Genomic DNA, 15,238 nt, shown 5'->3' on the forward strand with positions numbered 1-15,238 from the left:
TAACCAGCCAAAGAGAGAGGACGGCAGGTGCGAATCCGTTTCGATCATGGCCCCGAGGAGGGCGAATGCGCGTTCGAGCGCCCGGTCGAGGTGATCTCGGCGCGGGAGGCGGCGGACGTGCCCGCGGCGTTGGAGGCTATGGATGCGGCGCGCGCCCAGGGCCTGTGGCTGGCAGGATTCGCAAGTTACGAGTTGGGCTATGCGTTGGAGCCGAAGCTGGCGCCGCTGATGCCGGGGCGGCGGCGGGTGCCGTTGGTACAGTTCGGGGTGTATGAGCGGCCCAGACCCGCAGCACCCTTGCCGGAGCCGGAGGGGCGGCTGGATCATTTCGTGCCGCTTTGGTCGGAGGCGCGGTACACGCAGGCGTTCGACGCGGTACATGCGCATATCTGTGCGGGTGACTTTTACCAGGCGAACCTGACATTCGCCTGCATGATGGAGGCGGTGGGCGCGCCGGGTGAGATTTACGCCGCGCTGGCGGCGGTGCAGCCGGTGCGGTTCGGGGCGCTGATCGAGGCAGAGGGGGTGCCCGCGATACTGTCACGCTCGCCGGAGCTTTTCTTCCGCACCGATGGGGCGGGGGGCATCGAGACCAAGCCGATGAAGGGTACCCAGCCGCGCAGCGACGACGCGGAGGAGGATGCGCGGCGCTGCCGGTTCCTGATGGAGGACGAGAAGAACCGGGCCGAGAACCTGATGATCGTGGACCTGCTGCGCAATGACCTGGGCCGGATTTGCGAGATCGGCAGCGTGAATGTGCCGGAATTGTTCACGGTGGAGAGCCTGGCGACGGTGCACCAGATGACCTCGCTGATCCGGGGGCGGATGCTGGAGGGCACGACACTGTCCGGGGTTTTCCGGGCGCTGTTCCCGTGCGGGTCAATCACCGGGGCGCCCAAGATGCGGGCGATGGAGATCCTGGCGGGGCTGGAGGACGGCGCGCGGGATGTTTATTGCGGCACCATCGGCTGGGCCGCGCCGGACGGGCGGTCGGAATTCAACGTGGCGATCCGCAGTTTGCTTGTGGAGCAGGGACGTGCGACGCTGAACGTGGGCGGCGGCGTGGTCTATGACAGCACCGCCGCGTCGGAATACGAGGAAGCCCTATGGAAAGCCCGCTTTGCCCGCCGGCTGATCGCGGATTTCGCCTGATCGAGACCGGGCTGTGGACGCCGGGCGATGGGTTGCATCGCAAGGCGATGCATTTGGAGCGGTTGCACGCCAGCGCGGCGCGATTGGGGATCGGGATCGACGGTCTGGAGGCGGCGCTTGAGGCGGTCGAGGCGGACCGGCCAAGGCGGTTGCGCCTGACGGTGGATGCGGGCGGGCAGGTGGAGGTCACCTTGCACGATTTCACGCCCGAGCCCGAGGGCCGGGCGTTGCGGCTGGCGATGTCGGAGGCGCGGCTGATCGCCACCGATCCGTGGCTGACGGTCAAGAGCACCGAGCGCGCGTTGTATGACCGGACGCGCGCCGATTTGCCCGAGGGGGTGGATGAGGTGATCTTTCTCAACACCGATGGCGCGGTCTGCGAAGGGACGATCACCAATGTCTTCGTCGACCGGGGCGACGGGCTGGAGACGCCGGCGCTGAGTTGCGGCGTGCTGCCCGGTGTGCTGCGTGCAAGCCTGATCGTGGAGGGCCGCGCGCGGGAGGCGGTGCTGTCGCCGAAAGACCTGGCCGAGGCGCGGGCGCTTTACGTGGGCAACGCGCTGCGCGGGTTGATACCGGCGCGGTTGGTCTGAGGTCTATTCCGCGGCGTGGCGCAGGCCCTTGGCGGCGTCTTCGCTGTAGAGGTAATCGCGCGTGAGCGGCACCGCGTCCTGCTGGCGCGACAGCTGGAACTGAAACACCACCTGGCTGTTGTAGCGGAACGTCGCTTCGCAGGCGATGAGGTAGTAGCGCCACATGCGGCAGAAACGCTCGTCGTATAGTTCGCGGGCGCGGTCGATATTGGCCATGAAGCGGTCGTACCAGTGGCGCAGGGTTTCCGCGTAATGCAGGCGCCAGACCTCGATATCGCAGGAATGCAGGTCGTTGACCTCGATCGCGCGGGTCGCCTCCGACAGGGCCGGGCAATAGCCGCCGGGGAAGATGTATTTCAGGATCCACGGGTTGGTGGTGCCGGGCGGATCGGTGTGGCCGATGGTATGGATGAGGGCGACGCCATCCTCGGCTAGAAGGTCGTGCACATGGCGGAAATATTCGCGGTAATGCGGCACGCCGACATGTTCGAACATGCCGACCGACACGATGCGATCGAATTTGCCGGTCACGGCGCGGTAATCCATCAGGTGGAACTGCACCTTGTCCGACAGGCCCGCCTCGGCCGCGCGGCGGGTGGCCAGCGCGTGCTGTTCCTCGGACAGGGTGACGCCCACGACCTCGGCGCCGTAATCGCGGGCCAGCGTCAGGGCCATGCCGCCCCAGCCGCAGCCGATGTCGAGCACGCGCATGCCGGGCTTGAGCAGCAGCTTGCGGGCGATGTGGAGTTTCTTGGCCTCCTGCGCCTGTTCCAGCGTCATGTCGGGGCGGGCGAAATAGGCGCAGGAATACTGCCGGTCCTTGTCGAGGAAGAGGTCGTAGAGCTCGCCCGAGAGGTCGTAGTGATGGGCCACGTTCGCCTTCGACCGCTTGGCCGGGTTGAACTGGTTCAACCAGCGGCTGGCGTGGCGCATCAGGTCGAGCGGGCGGTGGAACCACGGGCTGCCCTGGCGGGCGATGTTGTCGACCGCGAGACTGAGAAAGCCGCGCAGGTCGTCGTTTTCGATGGTGAGCGTGCCATCCATGTAGCCTTCGCCCACGGCCAGTTCGGGCGACAGGATGATCTTGCGGGGCAGGGCCGGGTCGTGCAGCCTCAAGGCGACGGAAGGCGTGCCGCCGTCACCGTAGCGACGGGTCGTGCCGTCAGGATAGGTCAGGCTGAAATCGCCGTTACGAAACAGATGTGTGACGAACACATCGAGCAGTTTGGACCACATGGCGCACCCCGTTCTTTCCTGCGCCGCCCTAGGCGCATCTTCTGGTCTGAGACCTGCCGGTCTTGCGGTTTTCCCGCGTGTTTTCCGCTCGATAGCGTGAATCTTTGCCCAAAATTAACTTTCTGTAAATGTTTTCTGGTGGTGGATGGTTCCGCACGGGCGGGAAATAGCCTTGCAGGCCTTGACTTTGCCGCCCTGCCAAGGTGTATCGGCGCGAACCGAATTGCACGCGAAATGGGCAGTTTCAGCCGCCCGGAGAGGACCTCATGCACGCATATCGCAGCCATACCTGCGCCGAGCTGACGAAATCGAACGTCGGGGACACCGTCCGCCTGTCGGGCTGGGTGCACCGGATCCGCGACCACGGCGGGGTGCTGTTCATCGACCTGCGCGACCATTACGGCGTGACGCAGGTGCTGTGCGATCCCGACAGCAAGGTGTTTTCCGAGGTCGAGAAACTGCGCAGCGAGTGGTGCATCCGCATCGACGGCGAGGTGAAGGCGCGGGATGAAAGCCTGGTGAACCCCAAGATCCCGACGGGCGAGATCGAGGTGTTCATCCGCGACATGGACGTGCTTGGCGCGTCCGGGGAACTGCCGCTGATCGTGTTCGGGGACCAGGAATATCCCGAGGAGACGCGGCTGCGCTATCGCTACCTGGACCTGCGGCGCGAGGCGATGCAGGAGAACATGAAGCTGCGCTCGGACGTGGTGGCCAGCATCCGGCGACGGATGTGGGACATTGGCTTTCGCGAGTACCAGACGCCGATCATCACCGCGTCCAGTCCCGAGGGCGCGCGCGACTTCCTGGTGCCGAGCCGCCTGCATCCGGGCAAGTTCTATGCGCTGCCGCAGGCGCCGCAGCAGTTCAAGCAGCTGATCATGGTCTCGGGCTTTGACAAGTATTTCCAGATTGCGCCGTGCTTTCGCGACGAGGACCCGCGCGCGGACCGGTCGCCCACGGATTTCTACCAGCTGGACATGGAAATGTCGTTCGTCGAGCAGCAGGACGTGTTCGATACGATCCAGCCGGTGATCAAGGGCCTGTTCGAGGAGTTCGGCGGCGGCAAGGCGGTGGATCAGGAGTGGGAGCAGATCTCTTACCGTGACGCGGCGCTGTGGTATGGCACCGACAAGCCGGACCTGCGCAACCCGATCAAGATGCAGGACGTGAGCGAGCATTTCCGTGGTTCGGGCTTTGCCATTTTCGCCAAGCTGCTGGAGCAGGATGGCACGGAAATTCGCGCCATCCCGGCGCCGACGGGGGGCAGCCGCAAATTCTGTGACCGGATGAATGCGTTCGCCCAGAAAGAGGGCTTGCCGGGGATGGGGTATATCTTTTGGCGGGATCAGGGCGACGGGATGGAAGCCGCCGGGCCGCTGGCCAAGAATATCGGGCCGGAGCGCACCGAGGCCATTCGCGAGCAGCTGGGCCTTGGCGTGGGCGATGCGGCGTTCTTCCTCGGCGGCAAGCCGGCCGCGTTCGAGCGGGTGGCGGGCAAGGCGCGGGTGACGATCGGCGAGGAGCTGGGGCTGACGGACGAGAACCGCTTTGCCTTTGCGTGGATCGTGGATTTCCCGATGTACGAGGCCGACGAGGAGTCGGGCGAGATCGACTTTTCGCACAACCCGTTCTCGATGCCGCAGGGCGGGATCGAGGCGCTGGAGGGCGACCCGCTGAAGGTGCTGGGCTATCAGTACGACCTGAGCTGCAACGGCTATGAGTTGGTCAGTGGCGCGATCCGGAACCACAAGCTGGAGACGATGATCAAGGCGTTCGAGTTGGCGGGCTATGACGAGGCGGAAGTGCGCAAGCGGTTCGGCGGCATGGTCAACGCGTTCCAGTACGGCGCGCCGCCGCACGGGGGCTGTGCCGCGGGGATCGACCGGATCGTGATGCTGCTGGCGGATGAGCAGAATATCCGCGAGGTGATCATGTTCCCGATGAACCAGCGGGCCGAGGACCTGATGATGAACGCGCCGAGCGAGCCGGCGAGTGATCAGTTGATGGAGTTGGGTTTGCGGGTCTTGCCGCGCGAGGAATAGACCGGGAGGCATGAGGCGGGGGCGCGTGGGTTTCACCCACCCTACGGAGTTCGAGAGGTCCCGGGTCAGGCCCGGGACGGCGACAGGTAGGCGCGGCCGGGGGCGGTTTTCACCCCATTCCCTTGTCTTCCAGTTCCTGTCTGGCGCTTTGCGATTTCCTGAGGTCGAGGCCCATGCCACGCAGCACCGCGTCGGTCTTGGAAAACTGAAGGTCGGCATATTCCACCACCTGGATGCGGTTGCCCCACGGGTCGCGCAGGTCTAGAAAATCGGTCTCCATCACCTCGGCCCCGGCGGCGCGGGCGAGATCGCGTACGCGGGATCGGTCGTCGACCACGAGGCCGAAATGGCGGTGTTCGTCGCGCGTCTGCGTCTTGCCTTCGAACAGGCCGATGAATTGGTCGCCCATGTCCAGAAAAACGTGACCCTCGCCCTGGCCGCGCAATTCGAAGTCGAAGATGGCGCGCCAGAAATTCAGCGCGGCGTGAAGGTCGCCGACTTCGAGCACGAGATGGTTGACGCCGACGAGGCGGGGTTTGTCCGGCACGGCGGCCTCCTTCAGTCTTCCAGGCTGTCTTCGCGCTTTTCCTCGATCAGGCCGCGTTCCTTGGACTTGCGCTTTTCGAAACGCTCGCCGTAGCCTTCGATCTCGTCCTCGGGGATCACCTCCTGCGCGCGGGCGAAAACCTCGTCTTCTTCCTCGTCCATGTGGTGCTCGTAATCGTGCTTCAGCGTCTTGAAGCGGGTGAGCCAGCCGGGTGACGCCATGTCGCCCTCGTTGAGTTCTTCCATGATATCGTCCATTTCCTGGTGCTCGTGCACCGAGTGGCGGGCGGAATCCTGGCCCCAGGTCTTGGTCATGAGCTTGGAATAGAAAGTCTCTTCTTCGGCTGCGGCGTGGGATTTTACGTCTTCGTAGAACGCGGCCCAAGCTTTCTGCCGGTCCTGGCTGTCTCCGGAGGTATCCTCGATCCGGGCCATCAGGTCGCGGTGGTTGTCGTGGTCGGCGCGAATGGTGTCGTAGATGCTGGGCATGGCTGGACCTTTCGGGTTGGCTGTCTGCGGCCAACGCGCCGGGCGTCGCGGCGGTTCCGTTGGGGCGGCGGTGGCATTCCGCCGAGGCGGGGGACGGGCGCACGCGGGCAGGTGACGTGGCGCGAGACGCGCCCCATATGATGTGCGATGATGGAGCCGCCCGACGAACGAAAGGTGCCCGATGCCGTTTGACCCCGCCCGTGCCGCGATCCGGTTTGGTTGCGGCCTTTCGCCCGCGATTCCGGCACCAGAGAGCGTGAACGCGATGCTGGAGGCGCTGGCGGGGCCGGACCGGGCAGCGGAGCGGTTTCCCGCCGCCGGGTTCGAGGCGGTGCGCGAGGCTCATGTGGCTGTTACCGAGGCCCGGCGCCGCATCCGAAATGGCAAGAGCGAGGCCGAGCGCGAGGCGGCGCTGAAAGATCGGCAGGACGCAACCCGCGAGTTGAGGCGCGATGCGGTGGGCTGGTTCGGCCAGACGCTGATGCGGCGGGTCAAGACCGAGGACGGCTTTCGCGAGAGGCTGGTTGGATTCTGGGCCGATCATTTCACCGCGCAAGGACCGGGCGGGGCGCTGCGCTTTGGCTACGCGGGATATGTCGAGGACGCGATCCGGCCGCATGTGGGCGGGCGTTTCTCCGACATGCTGAAAGCGGCGGTGACGCATCCGCTGATGCTGATCTATCTCAACCAGACGCAGTCGGTCGGGCCGGGCAGCGCGGTCGTCACGCGGCGCGGCAAGAAGCTGGGGCTGAACGAGAACCTGGCGCGAGAGTTGCTGGAGTTGCACACGTTGGGCGTGGGTGGACCGTATGACCAGTCAGATGTGCGCGACCTGGCGAAACTGCTGACCGGGCTTGCCTATCTGCGGCGCAAGGGGTTCGTTTATCGCGCGGGCCATGCCGAGCCGGGGCCGCTGGCGTTCATGGGCCGGCGCTATGGCGACAAGGTGCCGGAGCTTGGCCGCGTGATGGCGGTGCTGGAGGACCTGGCCGCCCATCCGGCGACGGCGGCGCATCTGGCGCGGAAGATGGCGGTGCATTTCACCGGCGACGCGCCCGATGCGGGCCTTGTCGATGCGATGGCGCAGGCGTTTCGCGCGTCGGACGGACGGCTGCCGGCGATGTATGCGGCGATGCTGGAGCATCCGGCGGCCTGGGCCGAGGACGGGGGCAATGTGAAGCAACCGCTTGATTTCATGGCCTCCAGCCTGCGGGCGCTGGATGTTTCCGAGCGTCATCTTTCTTTGAAATACAGGGCGGTGAGCCGCTATTTCCTGAATCCGCTGATCCTGATGGGCCAGTCCTGGGGCGCGCCGCCGGGACCGGACGGGTTTCCCGAGGACGATGCCGCATGGATCACGCCGCAGCGCATGGCGGCGCGGCTACAATGGGGCATGACGGTGCCGTTCCGCCTGATGCGGACGTTGCCGGACCCGCGCGACTTTGTCGAGGTCGCGCTGGGGCCCGGGGCGCCGGAGCCGGTGCGATTTGCCGCGCGGGCGGCCGAGACGCGGGCCGAGGGCGTGGGACTGGTGCTGGCCTCGCCGGCGTTCCAGAGGATGTAGCAGGGAAGATGTGAGCATGACCGACAGATCGCGACGCTACTTTCTGGGACGGAGCCTGGCGCTTGGGTGCTCGCTGGCCGCCAGCCCGCTGGTGACGCCGGTGACCATGGCCAGCGCGCCGTGGGACACGCGGCTGGTGGTGATCATTCTACGCGGCGCGATGGACGGGCTGGACGTGGTGCGCCCGGTGGGCGACCCGGGCCTTGCGGCGTTGCGCGGCGGCGCCGGGGCGCCCGGCGGGCACGCGCTGGACGGCATCTTCGCGCTGCACCCCGACCTGTCCGGGCTGATGCCGCTTTGGCAAAAGGGAGAGCTGGGCTTCGTGCACGCGGTCTCGACGCCCTATCGCGACAAGCGCAGCCATTTCGACGGGCAGGACATCCTGGAGGCCGGGACGGGGCAGGGCTTGCCGGGCCGTGACCGTGACGGATGGCTGAACCGGATGCTGCAGACGATCCCGGGAATCACCGCCGAGACGGCCTATGCGGTCGGGCGCGAGGACATGCTGATTCTGACGGGTGACGCGCCGGTGGCGAACTGGTCGCCCGACGCGGCGCTGGCGCTGAGTTCCCAGGCGCAGCGTCTGCTGGAAAGCGTGATGCATGACGACCCGCTGTTCCGCGACACGCTGGCGGAGGCGATCGCCCTGTCGCAGTCGGACCTGATGGAGGCGGCCGGGGGCAACCCGCTCGACGCGGGCGACATGATGAACGCGATGCAGGACAATATGCGCCCGACCCGGGACCGCGAGCGCGTGGGCAGCGTCGCGCGTTTTGCCGCCGAGCGGCTGCGGGGCGACAGCCGGATCGCGGCGTTCTCGCTCAATGGGTTCGACACCCACGCGCACCAGGAGCGGACCTTGCCTCGCGCGCTGGCCCCGTTGCAGGAGGCGGTGCTGACCCTGCGCGAGGGCCTTGGCGATGTCTGGGGCAAGACGGCGGTGCTGGCGATGACGGAATTCGGGCGTACGGCGCGGCTCAACGGCAGCGGGGGGACCGATCACGGCACGGCGGGGGCTATGCTGCTGGCGGGCGGGGCCATTCGCGGCGGACGGGTCCTGGGCGACTGGCCCGGGCTGGCGGAGGCGGACCTGTACCAGCGCCGCGACCTGATGCCGACGCGGGACGTGCGGGCCATCGCGGGCTGGGCGATGCGCGACCTTTTCGGGGTCGACCGGGCGCTGGTGGAGGGCACTATTTTTCCGGGTCTCGAGCTGGGACCCGATCCGAAGCTGATCCTGTAAGGTTTCGCTTTCCTCCGCGTGGTTTGTCTGCCTATTGTCCGGCGGAAACCAAGAGGCGCAGATGTCGGACGACCGCCCGGTAGGGCCGAAAATCCCAGATTGGACCGAACCGCCGGTGCCGGACATGGCGCCGCTGGAAGGTCGGTACGTGCGGCTGGAGGCGCTGGATGCGGACCGGCACGCCGCGATCCTGTTCAAGGCCTTCGACGGGCATGACCATGTATGGGATTACATGCCGGTGGGACCCTTCGCCTCGGCGGCGCAGTTCCATCGCTGGATGCGGGACGAAACGGCGAAGGACACGATCCTGTTCTACGCGATATACGACAAGGACAAGGGCGCCTATGGCGGCTTCGCGTCCTACCTGCGGATCAAGCCCGCATCGGGGTCGATCGAGGTGGGTTTCATCGCCATGGCGCCGCAGCTTCAGCGGACGCGGGCGGCGACCGAGGCGATGTATCTGATGATGCGGTGGGCCTTCGACGCCGGCTACCGCCGGTACGAGTGGAAGTGCGATGCGCTGAACATGCCCTCGCGGCGGGCGGCGCAACGCTTCGGCTTTACCTTCGAAGGGGTGTTCGTGCAGGCCACCGTGGTCAAGGGCCGCAACCGCGATACCGCGTGGTTTGCGGTGATCGACAAGGACTGGCCGGCACTGCTGGAAGCCTACCAATTCTGGCTGGCGCCGGAGAATTTTGACGAAGCGGGCCGGCAGGTGGAGCGGCTTGCGGACCTGACACGGCTTGTGCGCCGGGGCAGCGACCCGGCGCAGGACGGCTGAGGCGCCTCGGCCCCGCGGACCCTTTATCAGATGGCGACGTGGCGGGTGATTCGCTCCTGCACCATGTTCATCAGCGCGTTGACGCTGGCATTTGGGGTGCGCCCGCGGGCGCGTGCCGTGGCCAGATCGGCCGCGGCCTGGACCAGAGCGGTATCGCGGGCCGAGCGGGCGACGCCGTCGAGGAACTGCGCCACGTAATCCAGCACAGGGCCATCGCGGCTGTCGTCTAGCAGGCTGGCGACGTGGTTCATGTCGTCCCGATAGGCCATCGGGTCGGGCGTGATGCGGGCTTGCGACAAGGCCCGGGGGCCGGAGGGGCGATAGGTTTCGGGCAAGGCCGACAGCACGCCCTGCTGAAAGGCGGCGAGGCTGTCGAGCGGTTTGTCCAGAAAGCCGTCCGCGCCGGCGTTGATCGCCTCGGAGGCCATGTCGGTATTGCCGCTGAGCCCCAGAAGGCCGGTGACGCGCGGAATGGCGGAAGAGAGTTCCGCGATGAGGTCGAGCCCGGAGCCGTCGGGCAGGCCGAGGTCGACAATGACCACGGACGGGCGATAGACCGTCAAATGCCGTCGCGCCGAGCGCAGGCAATCGGCCCGCCGGATGCGCGCCCCGCTGTGCAGGCACATCAGGCGCATCGCCTCGCAGGCGTAGCGGCTGTCCTCGACCACGAGGATGGTCAGGCCCAGAAGCGGGCGACGCGCGGTCGGCGTCTTGGTAAGTGTGAGGCTGTCATTGTCATCCATTGTGCTGCTCCATTCCGGCACCAGGTGATGTGAAGCTAGGCAGGGTTGGCTAACGAAGGGTTAAGCGGTCGGTGAAAATCTTCCGGATCGCGCGATTTTGCGGGTTGCGTCGGCGTGTCGCTTGCCCCCGGCGCATGTGCGGCCCATAACGTGGTCCAGCAGTATCAGACCAAGGAGAGCGCCATGATCGGACGCCTGAACCACGTGGCCATTGCCGTGCCCGACCTCGAGGCGGCGGCGGACCAGTATCGCACCGCGCTGGGTGCCAATGTGGGCGCGCCGCAGGACGAGCCGGACCACGGCGTGACGGTGATTTTCATCGAGTTGCCCAACACCAAGATCGAGCTGCTGTATCCCCTGGGTGAGGACAGCCCGATCAACGGGTTTCTCGAAAAGAACCCGGCGGGCGGCATTCACCATGTCTGTTACGAGGTCGAGGACATCATCGCGGCCCGCGACCATCTGAAGGACAGCGGCGCGCGGGTGCTGGGCAGTGGCGAGCCCAAGATCGGGGCGCATGGCAAGCCGGTGCTGTTCCTGCATCCCAAGGATTTCAACGGCTGCCTTGTCGAGCTGGAGGAGGTCTGATGAGCATCGCGTCTGGCATCGTCCTGTTTCTGGTGATCTGGTTCATGACCTTCCTGATCGCGCTGCCCATCCGCATCCAGACGCAAGGTGAAGCGGGCACGACCGTGGAAGGCACGCACAAGGGCTCGCCCGAACAGCATTTCCTGCGCAAGAAGGTCATCATCGTGACGATCGTCTCGACCGTGCTGTGGGCCGTGGCGGCCTATGTCATCCTGGGCGGGGTGATCACGGTGGAAGACATCGATTTCTTCGGCACCATGTCTGGGGCGCGGAACTGAGCGTCTCGGACATGCGGTTCAAGGGCTCAAAGCGGCAGGGCCGTGGTGTCCTTGATTTCCTCCATCACGAAGCTGGCGGAGACGTCGCGCATGGGTACGCGGGCGACCAGCGTCTGGTAGAGCCGGTCGTAATCGGCCATGTCGGCGACACGCGCGCGGATCAGGTAATCGAGATCGCCGGTCATACGGTAGACGCCCTGTATTTCGGGCATCGCGCGGGTGGCCCGGGAAAAGGCGTTGAGCCACTCCGCGTCATGTTGGGCGGCGCGGACCTGGATGAATACGGTGAGGCCGAGGTTCAGTTTCGCGGGATCCAGAAGCGTGACGCGGGCCCGGATGACGCCGGCGTCCTCCATGGTCTTGATACGGCGCCAGCAGGCGTTGCGCGACAGGCCGACGCGGGTGCCGATCTCCTCTAGGCCAAGGGCGGCATCTCGTTGCAATTCGCGCAGGATTTTTCGGTCGAAGTCGTCGATTTTCCACATAATCGGTGAATAGTGGGAAAATTTCACAAGATACAGCGGTTTCGGGATGTGTTTGAGAAAATGTCTCGGTGGGGGGCTGGTAGGGTGTGGGAAACCGATCAACAGGAGTTTCCCCATGCTGGCCCGTCTTTTCCTTGCCCATCCGCAGAGCGTTGACGAGACATATCTGGAACATGCCCGTTTTGCGGGATCGTTCAGCGTTAAACTGTTTGGCGCAGGGTTCTGTGCGCTGGTACATGCGGTACTGCCGTTCGCGTTCGAAAAAACGGCCAGCCGGATGATCGCGGAGATGTATGCCAAGACGCATGGGCGGGGGCAATAAGGACGCAGGGGCGCGTGGGTTTTCACCCACCCTACGGGGCCGCGCGGCACGGGGCGCAGGCCGGGGATCTGGTCCGGCATTGGGAACGCCATGGCGGGGTGAAACCCGCCCTACGGATCAATTCGCGATGTAGCGCTTGCGGTTGTGGTTGAAGGTGATCACGAGGTTGAGCACCAGCGCGCCCAAGAGTGACCAGCCGACCACGCTGAGCGGAAAGAGAAGCGCGGCGACGGTGAAGATCACGGCGTCGGTGATGAGTTGCACGTAGCCGGCGCGGAAGTCGGTCTTTTCCTGCACCCAGAAGGCGACGACGCCCAAACCCCCGAGCGAGCTTTTGTGCCGGAACATCGCCAGGAGGCCCATGCCCACGGTCGCGCCGAAGATGACCGCGCCGAGGGCGGGATGCAGATGCTGGATGGTGAAGCCGAGCGGCAGAAGGTCGGTGACAATGGACAGCAACGCCACGGAGACCAATGATTTCACGGTGAATTCCAGCCCCAGCTTGCCATAGGCCAGCACGTAGAAGGGCAGGTTGATGAGGAAGAACATGACGCCGAAGGACCAGCCCGAGAGATAGCTGAGAATCACGGCAACGCCCGCCGTCTGGCCGGTGATGAGGCCCACGGTCGTCAGAATATGGATGCCGACGCTGCAGAGGATGACGCCGAGGGCGATGCCCTGGGCGTCTTCGATCGGGGAATGCGGGACGGTGGGCGGGTCGGTGCTGTGCATCCGGGAGAGATAGGGCAGAGGGGCTTGCACTTCCATGTAGGCTTGCCGCGATGCCGGGGGCACACAGGGGTGATGCCCGAGAAAGAGGCTTGTCGTTTACAGGTTGAACAGGTCGTGCACGAAAAAGCCGCCCCGGTGTCGGACAGGAGCGGCTCGCTTTGAGGTATCTGCTACGGTTTACTTGCCGATGATGCCGTTCAGCGTGGGGCTGGGGCGCATCACGGTGGCAAGGCGGCCTTCGTCGGGGTGGTAGTAGCCGCCGATATCGGCCGGGCTGCCTTGCGCCGCGGCGAGTTCCGAGACGATCTGGTCCTCGTTTTCGGCCAGTGCCCTGGCCATGGGCGCGAATTCCTCGGCCAGCTTGGGGTCGTCGGATTGCGCGGCCAGCGCCTCGGCCCAGTAGCGGGCGAACCAGTAGTGGCTGTCGCGGTTGTCGGGCTCGCCGACCTTGCGCGAGGGCGAGCGGTTGTGGTCGAGGATGCCTTGCGTCGCTTCCTCGATCGTCTCGCCGAGGATGCGGGCGCGGGCGTTGTCCTTGGTCTCGCCCAGGAACTTGAAGCTTTCGCCCAGGGCGCAGAATTCGCCCAAGGAATCCCAGCGCAGGTGGTTTTCCGACTGCAACTGTTGCACGTGCTTGGGCGCGGAGCCGCCGGCGCCGGTCTCGAACAGGCCGCCGCCATTCATCAGTTTCACGATCGACAGCATCTTGGCCGAGGTGGCCAGTTCGAGGATCGGGAAGAGGTCGGTCAGGTAGTCGCGCAGCACGTTGCCGGTGATGGCGATGGTGTTCTCGCCCTTGGTGATGGTTTCCAAGCTGGCGCGGGTGGCCTCGCGCGGGGCCATGATCTCGAACTTGTCGGCGACGCCTTTGGATTCCAGGATCGGCTTCACGAAGGAGATCAACTCGGCATCGTGGGCGCGGGTCTCGTCCAGCCAGAAGATCGCGCGGTAGCCGGTGGCCTTCTGCCGCTCGATGGCGAGGTTCACCCAGTCTTCGATGGGCGCCTTGCGGGCGGAGGCGGAGCGCCAGATGTCGCCTTTCCGGACGTCATGCGAATGCAGCACGGTGCCGTCTTCGAGGATCATCTTGACGGTGCCGTCCTCGGGGATCTCGAAGGTGGTGGGGTGGCTGCCGTATTCCTCGGCCTTTTGCGCCATCAGGCCCAGGTTCTGCACCGTGCCGGCGGTGGCGGGGTCGAGTTTTCCGTTTTCCTTGAAGAACTTGATGGTCTCGTCATAGACCGGCGCGTAGGAGCTGTCGGGGATGACGCAGACGGCATCGTGTTCCTTGTTGTCCGGGCCCCAGCCCTTGCCGCCCGAGCGGATGAGCGCGGGCATGGAGGCGTCGATGATGACATCCGAAGGCACGTGCAGGTTGGTGATGCCGCGGTCGCTGTCGACCATGTACATCGGCGGGCGTGCCGCGCGGCAATCCTCGATGGCGGCCATGATCTCGGGCTCGTCCTTCACCCGTTCCAAGAGGTCGCCCATGCCGGAGGCGGGGTTCACGCCCAGCTCCTTCATCCGGTCGCCGTATTCCTCGAACACCGGCTTCAGCCATTCGCGGACCGCGTGGCCGAAGATGATCGGGTCGGAGACCTTCATCATGGTGGCCTTCAGGTGGATGGAGAAGAGCACTCCCTCGTCCTTGGTCTTCTTGATCTCGTCGGCGAGGAAATCGTCGAGGGCCGAGGCGCTCATGTAGGTGGCGTCGACGACGGTGCCGGCGGGATAGCTGACGCCCTCTTTCAGGACGGTTTCGCCGTTGGCGCCTTCGAGGACGATCTTGGCCGTGGCGGCGCCATCCAGCGTGGCGGACTTTTCGTTCGAGAAGAAGTCATCGGCGTCCATCGAAGCGACGCGTGTCTTGCTGTCGGACGACCAGTCACCCATGCGGTGCGGGTTGTTCTGGGCGTATTTCTTGACCGGAGCGGCGGCGCGGCGGTCGGAGTTGCCTTCGCGCAGGACGGGGTTCACGGCCGAGCCCTTGATCGCGTCGTAGCGGGCGCGGACCTCTTTTTCTTCGTCGGTTTCCGGCGTCTCGGGGTAGTCGGGGATGGCGTAGCCCTGACCCTGAAGTTCGCGCACGGCGGCGACGAGCTGCGGCACGGAGGCCGAGATGTTGGGCAGCTTGATGACGTTGGCGCCGGGTTGCTTGACCAGTTCGCCCAGGGCGGCGAGGTCGTCGGAGACGCGCTGGTCCTCGGTCAGGTGATCGGGAAAGGTGGCGAGGATGCGGCCCGCCAGCGAGATGTCGCGGGTGCCGACCGAGATGTCGGCGGCGGTGGCGAAGCTCTGGATGATGGGCAGAAGGGACGCGCTGGCCAGTTCGGGGGCCTCGTCGACCTTGGTGTAGACGATATCGGGATTGGAGGTGTCGGCCATCGGAAATACCTTTCGATCAGGACATGACAAAGCGTGAGTCTTGCGCGCGTCATAGA

At 65.5% G+C, this 15,238-nt stretch carries 16 protein-coding genes; 9 read left to right on the plus strand and 7 right to left on the minus strand.

Annotated features, from left to right (window positions below):
- The first annotated feature begins 27 nt into the window (after positions 1-27).
- Positions 28-1,152: an aminodeoxychorismate synthase component I gene (locus RBB31_RS02745; RefSeq protein ID WP_306127720.1), complete on the plus strand. Its 1,125-nt coding sequence runs from the start codon at positions 28-30 to the stop codon at positions 1,150-1,152.
- The gene (locus RBB31_RS02750; protein WP_306127721.1) at positions 1,107-1,745 is read left to right on the plus strand and encodes an aminotransferase class IV family protein; all 639 of its coding nucleotides are present in this window, start codon (positions 1,107-1,109) and stop codon (positions 1,743-1,745) included. The genes RBB31_RS02745 and RBB31_RS02750 overlap by 46 nt, the downstream gene beginning before the upstream one ends.
- Positions 1,746-1,748: 3 nt before the next feature.
- On the opposite strand, the gene RBB31_RS02755 is transcribed toward RBB31_RS02750, so the two are convergent.
- Entirely contained in the window at positions 1,749-2,981 is a 1,233-nt protein-coding gene (locus tag RBB31_RS02755) for a cyclopropane-fatty-acyl-phospholipid synthase family protein (protein ID WP_306127722.1), read from the minus strand.
- A gap of 266 nt (positions 2,982-3,247) precedes the next feature.
- On the opposite strand from RBB31_RS02755, the gene aspS reads away from it, so the two are divergent.
- The gene (aspS, locus tag RBB31_RS02760; protein ID WP_306127723.1) at positions 3,248-5,026 is read left to right on the plus strand and encodes an aspartate--tRNA ligase; all 1,779 of its coding nucleotides are present in this window, start codon (positions 3,248-3,250) and stop codon (positions 5,024-5,026) included.
- A gap of 109 nt (positions 5,027-5,135) precedes the next feature.
- On the opposite strand, the gene RBB31_RS02765 is transcribed toward aspS, so the two are convergent.
- A complete protein-coding gene (locus RBB31_RS02765) occupies positions 5,136-5,573 on the minus strand; it encodes a VOC family protein (protein ID WP_306127724.1) in 438 nt (145 codons plus the stop codon).
- Between the two features lie 11 nt (positions 5,574-5,584).
- The gene (locus RBB31_RS02770; protein ID WP_306127725.1) at positions 5,585-6,061 is read right to left on the minus strand and encodes a hemerythrin domain-containing protein; all 477 of its coding nucleotides are present in this window, start codon (positions 6,059-6,061) and stop codon (positions 5,585-5,587) included.
- Between the two features lie 181 nt (positions 6,062-6,242).
- Here RBB31_RS02770 and RBB31_RS02775 point away from each other — a divergent pair, with 181 nt between their 5' ends.
- The 3 genes from RBB31_RS02775 to RBB31_RS02785 all read left to right on the plus strand — a co-directional run bounded on the left by RBB31_RS02775 (position 6,243) and on the right by RBB31_RS02785 (position 9,649).
- A complete protein-coding gene (locus tag RBB31_RS02775; protein WP_306127726.1) occupies positions 6,243-7,625 on the plus strand; it encodes a DUF1800 family protein in 1,383 nt (460 codons plus the stop codon).
- 16 nt (positions 7,626-7,641) lie between these two features.
- Entirely contained in the window at positions 7,642-8,868 is a 1,227-nt protein-coding gene (locus RBB31_RS02780) for a DUF1501 domain-containing protein (protein ID WP_306127727.1), read from the plus strand.
- Between the two features lie 61 nt (positions 8,869-8,929).
- Positions 8,930-9,649, plus strand: coding sequence for a GNAT family N-acetyltransferase (locus RBB31_RS02785; protein ID WP_306127728.1), 720 nt, complete (start codon positions 8,930-8,932; stop codon positions 9,647-9,649).
- A 26-nt stretch (positions 9,650-9,675) separates the two neighbouring features.
- On the opposite strand, the gene RBB31_RS02790 is transcribed toward RBB31_RS02785, so the two are convergent.
- The gene (locus RBB31_RS02790; protein WP_306127729.1) at positions 9,676-10,392 is read right to left on the minus strand and encodes a response regulator; all 717 of its coding nucleotides are present in this window, start codon (positions 10,390-10,392) and stop codon (positions 9,676-9,678) included.
- Between the two features lie 183 nt (positions 10,393-10,575).
- Between RBB31_RS02790 and mce the strand changes: the two genes are divergently transcribed.
- Both mce and RBB31_RS02800 read left to right on the plus strand, forming a co-directional pair.
- On the plus strand, positions 10,576-10,980 hold the full coding sequence (mce, locus tag RBB31_RS02795; RefSeq protein ID WP_306127730.1) for a methylmalonyl-CoA epimerase: 405 nt from the start codon (positions 10,576-10,578) through the stop codon (positions 10,978-10,980).
- Positions 10,980-11,258: a DUF1467 family protein gene (locus RBB31_RS02800; RefSeq protein ID WP_306127731.1), complete on the plus strand. Its 279-nt coding sequence runs from the start codon at positions 10,980-10,982 to the stop codon at positions 11,256-11,258. The genes mce and RBB31_RS02800 overlap by 1 nt, the downstream gene beginning before the upstream one ends.
- Before the next feature lie 26 nt (positions 11,259-11,284).
- Here the strand turns inward: RBB31_RS02800 and RBB31_RS02805 are convergent, their stop codons facing one another.
- Positions 11,285-11,743, minus strand: coding sequence for an Lrp/AsnC family transcriptional regulator (locus RBB31_RS02805; RefSeq protein ID WP_306127732.1), 459 nt, complete (start codon positions 11,741-11,743; stop codon positions 11,285-11,287).
- Positions 11,744-11,858: 115 nt separating this feature from the next.
- On the opposite strand from RBB31_RS02805, the gene RBB31_RS02810 reads away from it, so the two are divergent.
- Complete coding sequence (locus RBB31_RS02810; protein ID WP_306127733.1) at positions 11,859-12,065, plus strand: DUF6356 family protein; 207 nt, start codon at positions 11,859-11,861, stop codon at positions 12,063-12,065.
- A gap of 117 nt (positions 12,066-12,182) precedes the next feature.
- Here RBB31_RS02810 and RBB31_RS02815 read toward each other — a convergent pair whose 3' ends face one another.
- Together RBB31_RS02815 and RBB31_RS02820 are read right to left on the minus strand one after the other, a co-directional pair.
- Positions 12,183-12,797, minus strand: coding sequence for a YitT family protein (locus RBB31_RS02815; RefSeq protein ID WP_306127981.1), 615 nt, complete (start codon positions 12,795-12,797; stop codon positions 12,183-12,185).
- Between the two features lie 177 nt (positions 12,798-12,974).
- Positions 12,975-15,182, minus strand: a complete 2,208-nt coding sequence (locus RBB31_RS02820; protein ID WP_306127734.1) for an NADP-dependent isocitrate dehydrogenase — start codon at positions 15,180-15,182, stop codon at positions 12,975-12,977.
- Positions 15,183-15,238: the final 56 nt, after the last annotated feature.

The sequence above is a fragment of the Roseovarius sp. MMSF_3350 genome, assembly GCF_030733425.1.
Lineage (GTDB): Bacteria > Pseudomonadota > Alphaproteobacteria > Rhodobacterales > Rhodobacteraceae > Roseovarius.